General features: G+C 43.7%; 13 protein-coding genes. 7 read left to right on the top strand and 6 right to left on the bottom strand.

The genetic code is table 11. From position 1 onward, the window contains the following. Nucleotides 1-134 precede the first annotated feature (134 nt). From D0T66_RS11150 to D0T66_RS11135, 4 genes are all read right to left on the bottom strand, one after another. The gene (locus tag D0T66_RS11150) at nt 135-1,340 is read right to left on the bottom strand and encodes an FISUMP domain-containing protein (RefSeq protein ID WP_163357360.1); all 1,206 of its coding nucleotides are present in this window, start codon (nt 1,338-1,340) and stop codon (nt 135-137) included. A 196-nt stretch (nt 1,341-1,536) separates the two neighbouring features. Then, the gene (locus tag D0T66_RS11145; RefSeq protein WP_163357359.1) at nt 1,537-2,403 is read right to left on the bottom strand and encodes a LytTR family DNA-binding domain-containing protein; all 867 of its coding nucleotides are present in this window, start codon (nt 2,401-2,403) and stop codon (nt 1,537-1,539) included. Nucleotides 2,404-2,460: 57 nt separating this feature from the next. After that, nucleotides 2,461-2,880: a tRNA (adenosine(37)-N6)-threonylcarbamoyltransferase complex ATPase subunit type 1 TsaE gene (gene tsaE, locus D0T66_RS11140; RefSeq protein WP_163357358.1), complete on the bottom strand. Its 420-nt coding sequence runs from the start codon at nt 2,878-2,880 to the stop codon at nt 2,461-2,463. A gap of 8 nt (nt 2,881-2,888) precedes the next feature. After that, nucleotides 2,889-4,436, bottom strand: a complete 1,548-nt coding sequence (locus D0T66_RS11135) for a bifunctional response regulator/alkaline phosphatase family protein (RefSeq protein WP_163357357.1) — start codon at nt 4,434-4,436, stop codon at nt 2,889-2,891. A 136-nt stretch (nt 4,437-4,572) separates the two neighbouring features. On the opposite strand from D0T66_RS11135, the gene D0T66_RS11130 reads away from it, so the two are divergent. From D0T66_RS11130 to D0T66_RS11105, 6 genes are all read left to right on the top strand, one after another. Then, entirely contained in the window at nt 4,573-5,709 is a 1,137-nt protein-coding gene (locus tag D0T66_RS11130) for a porin (RefSeq protein ID WP_163357356.1), read from the top strand. A 39-nt stretch (nt 5,710-5,748) separates the two neighbouring features. Continuing rightward, complete coding sequence (gene nrfH / locus D0T66_RS11125; protein WP_163357355.1) at nt 5,749-6,330, top strand: cytochrome c nitrite reductase small subunit; 582 nt, start codon at nt 5,749-5,751, stop codon at nt 6,328-6,330. 20 nt (nt 6,331-6,350) lie between these two features. After that, nucleotides 6,351-7,850 carry an ammonia-forming cytochrome c nitrite reductase gene (gene nrfA / locus D0T66_RS11120; protein ID WP_163357354.1) on the top strand — a complete coding sequence of 500 codons (1,500 nt, stop codon included), beginning with the start codon at nt 6,351-6,353 and terminating at the stop codon, nt 7,848-7,850. A gap of 72 nt (nt 7,851-7,922) precedes the next feature. Then, entirely contained in the window at nt 7,923-9,206 is a 1,284-nt protein-coding gene (locus D0T66_RS11115) for a cytochrome c biogenesis protein ResB (RefSeq protein WP_255489809.1), read from the top strand. After that, complete coding sequence (gene ccsA / locus D0T66_RS11110; RefSeq protein ID WP_163357353.1) at nt 9,193-9,978, top strand: cytochrome c biogenesis protein CcsA; 786 nt, start codon at nt 9,193-9,195, stop codon at nt 9,976-9,978. The genes D0T66_RS11115 and ccsA overlap by 14 nt, the downstream gene beginning before the upstream one ends. A 72-nt stretch (nt 9,979-10,050) precedes the next feature. After that, on the top strand, nt 10,051-10,737 hold the full coding sequence (locus D0T66_RS11105; RefSeq protein ID WP_163357352.1) for a Crp/Fnr family transcriptional regulator: 687 nt from the start codon (nt 10,051-10,053) through the stop codon (nt 10,735-10,737). 7 nt (nt 10,738-10,744) lie between these two features. On the opposite strand, the gene D0T66_RS11100 is transcribed toward D0T66_RS11105, so the two are convergent. Then, the gene (locus D0T66_RS11100) at nt 10,745-11,842 is read right to left on the bottom strand and encodes an AbiH family protein (protein WP_163357351.1); all 1,098 of its coding nucleotides are present in this window, start codon (nt 11,840-11,842) and stop codon (nt 10,745-10,747) included. Nucleotides 11,843-11,942: 100 nt separating this feature from the next. Between D0T66_RS11100 and D0T66_RS11095 the strand changes: the two genes are divergently transcribed. Beyond that, on the top strand, nt 11,943-12,716 hold the full coding sequence (locus tag D0T66_RS11095; protein WP_163357350.1) for a hypothetical protein: 774 nt from the start codon (nt 11,943-11,945) through the stop codon (nt 12,714-12,716). A gap of 20 nt (nt 12,717-12,736) precedes the next feature. On the opposite strand, the gene D0T66_RS11090 is transcribed toward D0T66_RS11095, so the two are convergent. Further along, complete coding sequence (locus D0T66_RS11090; RefSeq protein ID WP_163357349.1) at nt 12,737-13,099, bottom strand: DUF488 domain-containing protein; 363 nt, start codon at nt 13,097-13,099, stop codon at nt 12,737-12,739. Between the last annotated feature and the right edge of the window lie 50 nt (nt 13,100-13,149).

Below are 13,149 nucleotides of genomic sequence, written 5' to 3'. Positions count from 1 at the left end.
CACTGCCCGGAATACCCCCGATTATTAACACAAGCAAATAGTTTTTCTTAATCAGCTCTATTAGCAAGTTTTAAAGTCAGCTCTATTGGTGAGTTTTTAAAGTCAGTTCCATTAATGAGTTTCTGTTATAATGATTAATTCTTTTTGCAGCGGACAGAATACAGGTAGTGTCGATTAGTGACAAACCGGTACACTTGCGGGTTACCCACGGAAAAACTCCGTAACCATGCATCGCCACTGCCGTGAGCACTGGCCGACCAGATAAATCCACCGCTTCCGTAAAGGGTTACATTTCCCGCTTTACCATGACCCGCAAGATGCGCTTCGAAGCCACCCTTCACCGAGGAAAGACTCTTTCCGCCGGGAGTTCCGTAGCCGTGTCCCGGAAGAAGGCATTCCGAAAGCATCGCTATTCCGTGCCCTTTGGCAGAAGAACCGCGCCAACCAAAAGGAGGAGAAGGATTAACATAGCCCGTTTCCCAGTTAAGGGTGTTGTTGTCTTGCCAGGTAGTGGGCAGAAAAGCATCGCTTCCATCGTCTTTGTATTGGCTGTAGAGGCTTGCATTGTTGTAAATAGCCCGTTCCAGTTCGTTCCATTCCTCATCGGTAGGGATGTGCCAGCCCGAAGGGCATATGCCCTGAATGCCTATGGCAGCAGCGGCGTCAGGATTTCCCTGTCCCTCCAATGGGTTACCCGTAGTAGTACGTCCATTGGTGGCAGCAGGCCAATTATAGAGAATGCCTGCGCGCTTATCCCAGTCGGCCTGAGCTTGTGCAGCATTGTAGGTCGTATTCCCTTTCCAGGGATAACACCAATATTTATCGGTGTAAGGAATGGTAATAGTAGCTGCGCTATGTGTGAAACCGGTGAAACCGGCATCGGCATTGTTAGGTATATAGCGTAAGTTTTCGAGCATCCATTCGCCGGCACTGATTTTAGTTGCACCGGCCATGTAATAGAATTCACGGTAGCGGTAGGTTTCGCCGTTGCGGCTGTCGGTGAATGTATGAACGCCGGGAGCAACAGACGGTTGACCCAGCAATTCCCACTTTCCACCGTCGAATACGTATAATCCTTCGTAAATAGCTTCAGGGAGGGCGCAATGGTTCGCTTTGACGTTGTACACTGCCAATGCTGTGTGATCGGCCAATGTCCAACTGCCTGTTCCGCCGATAGATTGTGCCAATTCGGTAGGGGTAGTCGGGTTGAGGTTGGTCAGTTGCACTCTCGGCATACCTAACCCTTTGGTGGTATTAGCTCCTTCTTTCAAGTCCAATAATGCTCCTTTATTCGGCGCAATGTCCGATCCGATAGTAACTTGTGCTTTCAAATAACTCATGTTAACACATATAAAGAACAAAGACGAGAAAAATAATAATACTCTTCTGTATTTCATAAATTTGCTTTTAATAATATTATGTCTGCAAAAGAACAGCAGATACAACTCTAAAACAAAAAATAGTGACTAACAAAGCTATTTTGTGACGAATGTGCGGATTTTTTCATTTTGTCACAGCAATTCTGGGACGAAATGATCAATGGATGACAACAGGCTTTATCTGGGTCAATTGTTTATGTACTGCCTGAAAATAAGTGGGGGTCACAGGTATCGCGGCATCTACGTTCTGAAGCCTTATAATATAATTTTGCTGCTTGCGTTTCAGTTCTGTTATATATAACGTATTGATAAGAAATCCTCTGTGGCAGCGGACAATCGGCGAATAATTCTCAAAAATCCTCATCAACTGGGCCAACGTTATCCGCAATGTTTTCTTGCAGATACTTAAACTTGCTTCTAAATAATAGACTGTCACATAGTTTCCCTGAACTTTTGCATATAGGAATCCGTCGGGAGCCAGTTCTATTTTTTCTTTCAACTGGCTACTTATAACAACTGTATTCGCTTCTTCCGGCAGGGTATCCGCTGTATTCGTATCCCGACTGTGAAGAACATTGATATAAATGATGAATGTGGGGAAGAAAGCAATGATAAGGGAGATTGAATACCAGATAAAAAGCCTCTCAATAAAGTCATATTTTATCATCACTCCAACGGAGGTATGCAAATAGTCGACGTAGCACACCAGCGGAACTACAAGAAGTGTAACAATAGTCAACGGTACCGACAAGAATTTTCCTTTTGTCCAATATGCCGGATGATAATATTTTTTAAAAATCAGCGGGAATATATAAGCCACGATGGCACATACAACGGCAACCATGCCCGATATGATCAGGACAGGCTTCAACGGAGAGCGGAGTACGGCCAAGCCCTGCGGTTTGAGAATAAGCGCTATTACAATGGCACAGACAACGGGAATAACGACGATCTGCCATTTCTTATGTCTATAAGGAAATGGCTGTTTAAGTAAGTTGAGTATATTTCTGATTTGTGCCCCCATTTGATTGTATGTTTAACAAAAATAGGGAATTTTTTTTTAATCCTCTCACGATTAGACTTATTTGTTCGTTATTTCTACCTTTCTGCTGCCATCCTCACCGACGGAGATATGCACATTCACCACATCGAAAGGTAAGAGGGATTCTATTTTCTCGGGCCATTCGATGAAGCAGAGGCTACCGCTATAAAAATAATCTTCGTAGCCGAAATCGTAAGCCTCCTCGATCTTGTTGATGCGGTAAAAATCGAAGTGATAGATCAATTCGCCGCTATCGGATCGGTATTCGTTGACAATGGCAAAGGTAGGGCTGTTGATAACGTCTTCCACGCCTAATTCCTCGCATATAGCTTTGATAAAGGTTGTCTTTCCGGCACCCATATCGCCACGGAAGGCAAAAACCGTATTATCGCCCATTTCACCGATAAACTGGCGGGCTACTTCATGGATGTTATCGAGCGATGTTATTTTCAGTTCCATCAGATTGATTATTTTAAAGTCATTGTAATAAAAGGAACAATCATCTCCTCCAGCGAAATACCGCCATGTTGAAACGTGTTGGTATAGTATGAAACAAAATGATTGTAATTATTGGGATAGGCAAAAAAGTCCTCTCCGCATGCAAAGATATATTTTGTACTGATATTTGCCGCAGGAAGGCCTATCTTTTCGGGCGATGTGCTGTCATATACCTCTTTGCGGTCGTAACCGATATTCTTGCTCACCTTGTAGCGGATGTTGGAATTTACCTGATCCTTCTCTGCCACCACTTTCAGCGGATTCTTCACGCGGATGGTGCCGTGGTCGGTTGTCAGCACGATTTTGTATCCGGCTTCTGCCGCCTTTTTTATCAAATCCATCGTACTCGAATGCTTTATCCACGAACGCGTCAGCGAGCGATAGGCTGCCTCGTCCGAGGCCAGTTCGCGTATCATCTTCGAATCGGTGCGGGCATGCGACAGGATGTCGATAAAGTTAATCACCGCCACATTCAACTGCTTATCATTATACTGGTGAAGGTTCTGTGCCAACTTCTCTCCGGCGGCCGATGTCAATAATTTATGGTAAGAGAACGAATACGATTTGCGCCAACGTTCGATTTGCGATTGCAGAAGCGCCTCCTCATTCATATTTTTCCCTTCGTCGTCGTCCTCATCAATCCAAAGCTCGGGGTACATCCGGGCTATCTGGGCAGGCATCAGCCCCGAGAACAAGGCATTACGCGCATATTGGGTAGTCGTGGGCAAAATGCCGAAATAGGTATCTTCGGAGATATTGAAATCGTTGGTAAAGAGGGATTTCACTTCCCACCATTGGTCGAGCCGGAGATTGTCTATCAAGACAAAAAATACCTTTTCGCCCTTGTCGAGCAAGGGGAAAAGTTTGCGGGAAAGCAATCTGGGACTTAGCAGCGGAGCATTATCCGCATCCTGTATCCACGATTCGTAGTTGAAGCGTACATATTTGCTGAAAACCTTGTTGGCTTCCTGCTCCTGCATGTGCAACAAGTCCAGCAAAGGGCTTTGCGCCGAAGAAAGCTCCATATCCCAGTAGATGAGCTTTTTGTAAATATCCACCCAATCGGTATGCGTACGCGCATCGCTTATCTGCATCCCTATTTTAACATATTCGTCGCGGTAGCTTTCGAGTGTCACCTCCGAAACAATATCGTCTTTATGCAAATTCTTTTTCACCGACAACAATATCTGGTTCGGGTTCACCGGCTTGATGAGGTAGTCGGCAATCTTTTTACCGATAGCGTGCGTCATAATCCCCTCATCCTCGCTTTTGGTAATCATAATGACGGGAATATCGGGATTGATCTCTTTCATAATCGTAAGCGTTTCGATACCCGTCAGCCCCGGCATATTTTCGTCGAGGAAAACGATGTCGAACGACTCGCTCCTGAAAGCATCTATCGCATCCTGCCCGCTGTTGACGGGAGTCACTTCATAGCCCTTTTCTTCGAGGAAAAGGATATGCGGACGCAGGATGTCTATCTCGTCGTCAGCCCAAAGAATACGTTTCTTTCTCATACTACAAATATATTCATATTTTTATATTTCTCCGGAGTGTAATAATTATTACACTTTTTTTGGAAGACTTTTACAAAATTTGTATCCGGAAAAGTGTATAATTATTGTAAATAACCTAATAACTATTTTATTTACTATGAAGAAATTACTCTTATTATTGCTCGTATGCTTATCATACAGCATCGTTTCGGCACAGGATACGGACGATCTGCTGAACAAACTGGTCGAAAAAAACGTCCTGACGCAATCCGAAGCGGATGAGTTGCGGAAATCTTCTTCTAAAGAACAAAAGAGCACCTTCTCTCAAACAACGGAGAAAGTACGTAATATATTTAATTCTCCTTACATACAAATCGGAGGAAACGGGCAATTGATGTACCAATATACCGATGGCAAAAGGGTTCACAACGATTTCAAAGCCAAAAATCTTTTCCTTTCGGTCAATGGACGGTTAAACGAATCGTTCCGCTATGGCTTTTTATTGGAAATGACCAATCCGTCCGTACAGGAATTCTGGGCGGAATGGACGGCAGCTACCGAGTTCAATCTGAAAGTCGGACAGTTCAAAAGCCCTTTCACCCTCGAGAGCCAGTTAGTGCCTGCCACACTGGAGACGGCCGCCTATTCGCGCACCATTGCCAACTTAGTAGGTTATGCCGGAGAGGATGACACCATGAAAAAGCAAAACAATAAGAACAACTTCGGTCGCGATGCGGGAATTATGGCATCGGGCGAACTGGTATCGCTACCTGCCGGACACAACCTGATTCAATACTCGGTGGGCTTGTTCCAAGGGACAGGGGTAACGACAGGCGAAGTGAACAATACGAAAGACTTAGCCGCCATGATTCTCTTCCAACCCGTAAAAGGATTGCGCGTGGGCGGAGGTACTTATCAGGGCGAGGTATATTACAACAACGTAGACCATGTGCGCAACAGATGGTTTGTGAGCGCCGACTACAAGGCAGACTGTTTCTATGCCCGCAGCGAATGGTTGCGCGCCAACGATGGCGGAACGGACAAAGAGGGGATGTATCTTCTCGGCTTGTATTACTTAGTGCCGAAAAAACTGAACGCTCTGGCAAAATTCGATTATTACAATCAGAATAAGAGTGTTAATAAGGAAGCAAAAGATTATACTGTTGGATTTAATTATTATTTTTATCCTCAGTGCAGGATCCAGTTGAATTATACCTACTCCGATTACTCGAAAAAGTGGGATTTAGGGGGTGCTAACAACACAGTATTTGCCCAGTTGCAAATCGGATTCTGATAACCCGGTGAAATAGAAGAAAATAAACGATCAACTAAAATGAAAAAGCTCTTAAGACATATTCCCAGCCGCTGGATAGTCCCTATCTTCGTGATAGGTGGCATCATTGCGGGATTAGGCGGGTATACCTTTTACATGTCGAGGGCATATTCGTATCTTTCGGACGATCCGTCAGCTTGTGTCAACTGTCACATTATGACTCCATACTATCAATCGTGGAATCATAGTTCGCATGCACAGTGGGCTACCTGCAACGACTGCCACGTTCCGCACGATAATGTTATCAGCAAATATGCCTTCAAAGCAAAAGACGGGCTGTATCATGCCGCCGTGTTCACCGTCAACGGCGAACCGCAGGTTATACGTCCGCGCGAAGAAAGCTACGAAGTGATTATGAACAATTGCATCCGTTGCCATCTGGAGTTGAATACCGAGTTTGTCAAAACAGGGATGATCGACTATTGCGACACGAAAGAGGGCAAAGGAAAAGCCTGCTGGGACTGCCACACACAGGTTCCTCACAGCAAAGTGAGTAATTTGTCGGCATCGCCCAATGCCATTGTTCCGCTTCCGGCATCACCTGTACCAGATTGGTTAAAGAAGAAAATGAAAAATAGTTAACTAAATAAAATCGATAGATTATGTTTAAGAAATTAGCCGAAGCAATCAAACGCAGACCTATCATCGGATGGGGAATATTTGCTGTGGTTATGGTAGCCGTATTCGCACTGGGCATACTGGCTGCCTCCGTTACCGAACGCCGTGCCGAAATAGCCACTTTGTATGCTAACAAAAAGGTAGAAATAACCGGCATTAATCCGCATAACGAGGAATGGGGTATCAATTATCCGCGCGAGTACAATACGTGGAAGATGACCCAGAACATGGATTTCAAGAGTAAACACCTCGGAAACATGATGGACGATGTGCTCGAACAGCGTCCCGAGATGGTAGTTCTCTGGGCAGGATACGCATTTTCACGCGATTATTCGGCTCCAAGAGGTCACATGCACGCCATTGAGGATGTGCGCAACACGCTCCGTACAGGAACACCCGAAAACGGCGAGGGAGATATGCAGCCGGGTACTTGCTGGACCTGTAAAAGCCCCGATGTGCCTCGTCTGATGCACGAGAAAGGTATTGAAGAATATTACAAAGCCAAATGGAGCGACTGGGGCGCCGAAGTGGTAAACCCAATCGGTTGTGCCGACTGCCACGACCCTGTGACCATGAATCTGACTATTACGCGTCCTGCTTTGATAGAAGCATTCAACCGCCAAGGGAAAGATATTACACAAGCCACTCCTCAAGAGATGCGTTCGTTGGTTTGTGCACAATGCCACGTCGAATATTACTTCACGAAAGATGCTAAATACCTGACTTTCCCTTGGGATGGTGGTATGACCGTAGAATCTATGGAAGAATATTACGATAATATTGATTTCTCCGACTGGACACACGCGCTCAGCAAAGCGCCGATGTTGAAAGCGCAGCACCCCGACTACGAACTATTCCTGTTAGGGCCGCACTCGCAACGCGGATTGTCTTGTGCCGATTGCCACATGCCGTATATGGCCGAAGGCGGTGTCAAATATTCGAACCACCAAGTGATGAGCCCATTGGCGAATATATCGAATACGTGTCAGACTTGTCACCGCGACAGCGAAGAAAACCTGAAAAACTATGTTTACCAATATCAGGACAAAGCGTTGGAAATCCGCGACAGAATAGAAAAAGAACTGTCGAAAGCCCACATCATGGCTAAAACGGCTTGGGACAAGGGTGCAAACGATGCCGAAATGAAAGAATCGCTGAAACTGCTCCGTCAGGCGCAATGGCGCTGGGATTTCGCAGTAGCTTCGCACGGTGCATCTTTCCACGCGCCGGTAGAGGCACAGCGTATCTTAGCACATAGCTTAGACAGAACCATGCAAGCCCAACTGGAATTGCAGAAGGTATTGTTTAAGCATGGCATAACCGATATGTCAATGCCCGACATTGCTACAAAAGACAAGGCACAGGCATATATCGGGCTGGATATGAAAACATTGCACGAGAAAAAAGACAACTGGAAGAAAACTGTCGTTCCTGAATGGATTAAAAAAGCCAAAGAGGAAGGCAAACTTACAGCAAGTATCTAAATCGGTTAATTAAGTGAAAAAGTGTCTGGAAAAGACTTCAGGCACTTTTTTTATTTTACCTTAAAAAGCATAATGAAAGAAAACAAACGCAGGATGTGGCAATTCCCTTGGCGATACAGCGAAAGCATCGCTTTTGTGGCAGGATTTGTTATTATCGGCTTTATATTGCAATGGATAGTCGGAAATTTCGATTACCTGTTGCTGCAAGAGCCTGTCAACCTGATATTTGGAGGGGCGATTATTGTACTCCTAATCTTGTTTTCATTTGCCCGAAAAACATCCTTTTATCAATGGTTTTCGGGAGTTCCGTTTTCCGTTACGTTGATTGCTGCGTTGCTGATACTCGGGTTGATTATGGGGCTTACACCGCAGGTCGTACGCCTGCATCCGCACGACCACAGCATACTATCCCGCTTAGGATTCAGGCAGGTTACCAGTTCGTGGCCTTTCGTTATAACGTATTTTCTCACCCTGCTTTCGTTAGGCTCGCTGATTGTAAGGCGGTTAATTGCCTTCCGAAAAGAAGATTATGCTTTCTACTTCAACCATATCGGCTTGTGGATATTGCTTTTTGCCGCGGGCTTCGGTGCGGCCGATATCCGGCGCTACGTGATGCACGTACGTGAGGGTGAAGTCGAGTGGCGTGTCTATAACGACGAGAATCAAGCCGTTTTGGAGCTGCCTATTGCCATTCAACTCAACGATTTCGATATGGAAGAATACAACCCTCCATTGATGATAATAGACCGCGAAACGGGCAAAACGCAGCCCGAAGGCAAGCCGGACGTTTATCAGATTGACGAGAAACGCCCGAACGGCAAGTTGATGGATTGGGATATCGAACTGAAGGAATATATCCATTTAGCCGTGCGAAACAGTGACAGCACCTATCAAGAGGTACACATGCCCGGAGCAAGTCCCGCCGCCCTCATAACGGCTACAAACAGCCGTACGGGTGAAATGAAAGAAGAATGGATATCGGGCGGCAATATGGCGCAATTATACATGACACTCCCGTTGGATTCGCAATATACCTTAGTGATGGATAAGGCTGCTCCTAAACGCTTCATGTCGGATATAAAGGTGTTCCTGAAGAAGGACGAGAAAGGTGACGAGGTAGAGGATATAGATGCCGTATTGGAAGTCAACAAGCCGCTGCGAATAGGAAGCTGGACAATCTACCAATATGGCTACGACAATGATGCCGGAAAAATGTCTACTTACAGCAGCATGGAGCTGGTATATGATCCGTGGCTCTATCCCGCCTACGCTGGGATAGCCTTGCTGGCAATCGGCTCGGTTTGTTTGTTATGGTCGGGAAATAAGAAAAGGAGGAAAGAGAATGACTTGGGATGAATTCCTTTGGTTTGCCATTCCGGCCATGCTCTGTTGGATAAGCGCCGGAATATTGGTTTATACATGCAAGAAACCTGCTATCGTAGAAGGTTTGATGATAGTGGGAATTGTTATATTTGCCGCTTTCATCGTCGGATTATGGATTGGACAGGAACGTCCGCCATTGCGTACCATCGGCGAAACACGATTGTGGTATTCTTTCTTTCTGGCGGCGATAGGCTATCTCACCTACCGGCATTGGAAGTATAACTGGCTATTGTCGTTTTCGGCACTGGTAGCCTGCGTATTCACCTGTATCAATATCTTCAAACCCGAGATACACTCTACCAATCTGATGCCTGCCTTGCAAAGCTATTGGTTCGTTCCGCACGTGACGGTTTATATTTTATCGTATGCCATGCTGGGAGCGGCAACAATCGCATCGTTTATCCAGCTGCGCAACGTCTACAAAGGCAAGGCGGATGAAAACCTGTATAAACTGATGGACAATGTCGTTTATATCGGTTTCGGCTTCCTGATTCTCGGCATGTTGATGGGGGCTGTCTGGGCGAAAGAGGCATGGGGGCACTATTGGTCGTGGGACCCGAAAGAGACATGGGCATTCATCACTTCGGCGGCATACCTGATATATATCCATATGCGCCTGCAAAAATATCATCCCAAATTGGTATTGTGGCTGCTGTCTGTCGCATTCCTCCTATTGATGGTTACCTGGATTGGCGTCAACTATCTGCCTGCTGCTCAAAACAGTATACATGTATATTCGAATTAGGAGGGAGGGGTATTTTTTTATTTCAGCAGATAAATCTATCTTTGTTTGCAAAGAACGTTTAATCTGTTACCAATGAAAGAGACACACCTGACAGACGAACAAATCAGAGTCATCCATAAAATACCTTTATTCAGAGGGGTAAGCGATGAATTCAAAGAAACCATGCTTGATAAAATGGATTATGCCGTTTACGAAATCAAGAAAGGTGAAATCGTAATCCGGCAGGACACGCCGTGCAATCACATGCATATCTTGTTGCGGGGAAATCTGGAGGTGAATATCATAGATGTTTCGGGGAACAACGTCAAAGTGGAGAATATCGTTGCTCCGCGCAGTTTTGCAACGCCGCACCTGTTCAACGACAATAATATTTTTCCGGCAACATTTACGGCTATTGAGGAAACTATTCTTTTGAAGGCTACAAAAGAATCGGTCTTTAAGATTATCAGTTCCGAGCCCGAGCTATTGAAGAATTTTCTTCGCCTGACAGGCAATTGCAACGCCTGCACCGTCAGCCGCCTGCGCATACTGTCTTACAAAAGCATCCGAAGCCGTTTTATTTACTATATCCTCAACCACAAAAAGAGCGATGGATTGGCCGTTATGGAGCACAATCAGACACAACTGGCCGAATACTTGTGCGTTACACGCCCGGCCTTGGCGAACGAATTGAAAAAGATGTCGGACGAAGGGCTGATACGCACCAACGGAAAAGAGGTCGAAATCCTGTCGGTGGCAGCGCTGATGAAGTATATTTAGAAACTACCTAAAGTAAAGGCTCGCAAAGTTCCCTGTTCACGACTTTGTCGCGCATCATTGCTTTACTGCTGAAATGGCGGGAAATATTCATCACTATATCCGTGTAGTTATCCGTTCCGTCCTCCCTTTGATGAAAGAAAGGCTTGATGGAAACACAGTTCTCATGCTCGAACAAAGTATTTAACAGTGTCCTGTCGGAGTTTCCGCACGAATGCCCGAAAATATAAATTTGATATAAGCCATCGTTTATGAAATCGAGCAACTTCCGGTAATCCATTGTTTCCAGATATTTTATCGATTTCATATTCTCTAAATATTTATTATCATTCAGGTTTTCTATTTTAGCGTAATCTTCCCCGATTTCATCGCCATAACCGAAGATGATGGAATCGTCGTCTAATTTCCGGTGAATATGGATAACCTTAGTGTTGATGTGTTCATCCAATTCGAAATCGGATTGGTCGAGATATGGTTCTTGTGTATTGGTGTAATTGAAATTCAAAAAGCAAATCGTCTCAGGATAAACAGGTTCTTTTCCCGGAAGCTTTATGTTCTCGTTTTCATCTAATTTTTTCAATCCTAATTTTGTAATTTCGGAGCAAAAAAACGGCTTATATATATGATTCCTAATATTATAGCGGATAGGAATTTCTTGCTGACTAATCTTTCTTAAATAATCTTTCAGTAGTGATTTTATACGGTCGAAGTCTTTGTTTAATTCGTCAACATCCTTATAATACTTTTTCCCTTCAATACAATCCTTCAATAACTCATAGTATTCATTTTCAACGTCTACCCAATTTTGGATGCCACATTTTTCTGTGATAATTTTTAGGAATTGATTCTTAAAACGGAAATTTCCACCATTTTCTTCAATTAGTTTTATTAGCTCATAATAGGATTCTTTCAATTGAGGATTAAAATAGAATCCATTTACAGAAAAATTAAAAATTTCAAATGGGTCATTTTCTTCATTAACAAAATGAATAGTTCTTTTTAACTTAATTACTTTATTCGTCCAATAATCATCGATAAAATCTTTATAGCTGGTGGGTAGTCCGTGTGCTAAATCGAAGCCGTTGCCAATAAGGATAATTCTATTCATAGTTGTATATTTAAAGATTGAATCTTGTCGCAATCTCAAAGATACAAAAATATCAATACGCAAGAATATTTCACTATATTCGTAAAGAAAAAGCTTGACCATGAGATATACTGTTATCCTCATAACTCTCTTTTGCTGCTCCTTATCTCTTTATCCTCAGAAGAATTTTGAGGAGGAGCTTGTTTCTTATTTGTCTGATGTCGCGAATTTCTCTTTCGATGAATTGTCAAAAAAAGATTTCGGAGGCTCTTCTAACGAGAACCTGCCTAAGAAATATATCAACGAAGAAGTTACGAGAGATTTGGATTTTGGGGTAAAAGAATCAATCTACCAAGTCAGACTGCCCTATATCGAAAATGATGAATTTACCCTTTTCATTGCAAAATTCCATCTATTATTACAAGACAGCACGAATATCGGCATAATAGTAGATCCTATTTACGAAGAAGAAAAATATGCTTTTTTCGACGAAGGAAAAATAACAGAATATATGCTTAAACACGATTCTTTATATCAAACAAGAACAACTAAGGATGATTTAATAAAAGATCTGATAGCATACGAGCCATACGGTTATATGTGCGGAATGGCTCCTGTTATGAATATGGGGACGCAAAAAGACGGACTTTCTTTTGATGACTTCAAGAATATTGCAACATTCCGGGAATGGCTTCGTTCCTATAACCCGGAGATACAAACATATGGTTTAGATGCGATACATCATGTCTACAAAAAACCTAATTTCCTAATCGGTGAGGAAGAAAAAAGGATTGCGGAACATGATAAAACGTTAACGAAGCACATTGCCAAACGGAATTCGACCTTATATATCTGTGAAGGATGTGTTATTGGCATCTACAGAAAAGTATTTTAAGTGCAATAGCATTCTCCGCCCTACCCTTTCAATTGCTTCTCAATAAAGCCTTTCAGTATCAGCGCATGGTTGTGATCGGGACTTTTGGAGGCATACAACAACGTCACCACGGGATGCTGTTTAACTATCGCAACAAAATCCTTAACAGCCGGCGAACCGCTAAGCTCTTTCTTATAGAGAAAAGCAAATTGATCCCAATTATTATCGGGATTTTGATGAAACCATTGCCGCAACTGCGGAGAAGGGGTTATATCTTTTGCCCAAAGGTCGTATTTGAGGGCTTCTTTCTTTATGCCTCTCGGCCACAGGCGATCGACAAGAACCCTGAATCTATCGCTTTTTTCGCAATCTTCGTAGACACGTTTCAATCGTATGGTAGTCATAATAATGGTAGTTTATATTTGTTATATAAACACCTTATAATGAGGATTGT

The sequence above is a fragment of the Dysgonomonas sp. 25 genome (assembly GCF_010501075.1).
Lineage (GTDB): Bacteria > Bacteroidota > Bacteroidia > Bacteroidales > Dysgonomonadaceae > Dysgonomonas.
The sequence above is the reverse complement of the archived record's forward strand: the minus strand, read 5'-3'. Positions and strand labels throughout refer to the sequence as shown.

Coding starts and splice junctions, on each gene's coding strand:
- D0T66_RS11150 (WP_163357360.1), bottom strand. CDS start 1,340: ATGAGTTATTTGAAAGCACAAGTTACTATCGGATCGGACATTGCGCCG.
- D0T66_RS11145 (WP_163357359.1), bottom strand. CDS start 2,403: ATGGGGGCACAAATCAGAAATATACTCAACTTACTTAAACAGCCATTT.
- tsaE (WP_163357358.1), bottom strand. CDS start 2,880: ATGGAACTGAAAATAACATCGCTCGATAACATCCATGAAGTAGCCCGC.
- D0T66_RS11135 (WP_163357357.1), bottom strand. CDS start 4,436: ATGAGAAAGAAACGTATTCTTTGGGCTGACGACGAGATAGACATCCTG.
- D0T66_RS11130 (WP_163357356.1), top strand. CDS start 4,573: ATGAAGAAATTACTCTTATTATTGCTCGTATGCTTATCATACAGCATC.
- nrfH (WP_163357355.1), top strand. CDS start 5,749: ATGAAAAAGCTCTTAAGACATATTCCCAGCCGCTGGATAGTCCCTATC.
- nrfA (WP_163357354.1), top strand. CDS start 6,351: ATGTTTAAGAAATTAGCCGAAGCAATCAAACGCAGACCTATCATCGGA.
- D0T66_RS11115 (WP_255489809.1), top strand. CDS start 7,923: ATGAAAGAAAACAAACGCAGGATGTGGCAATTCCCTTGGCGATACAGC.
- ccsA (WP_163357353.1), top strand. CDS start 9,193: ATGACTTGGGATGAATTCCTTTGGTTTGCCATTCCGGCCATGCTCTGT.
- D0T66_RS11105 (WP_163357352.1), top strand. CDS start 10,051: ATGAAAGAGACACACCTGACAGACGAACAAATCAGAGTCATCCATAAA.
- D0T66_RS11100 (WP_163357351.1), bottom strand. CDS start 11,842: ATGAATAGAATTATCCTTATTGGCAACGGCTTCGATTTAGCACACGGA.
- D0T66_RS11095 (WP_163357350.1), top strand. CDS start 11,943: ATGAGATATACTGTTATCCTCATAACTCTCTTTTGCTGCTCCTTATCT.
- D0T66_RS11090 (WP_163357349.1), bottom strand. CDS start 13,099: ATGACTACCATACGATTGAAACGTGTCTACGAAGATTGCGAAAAAAGC.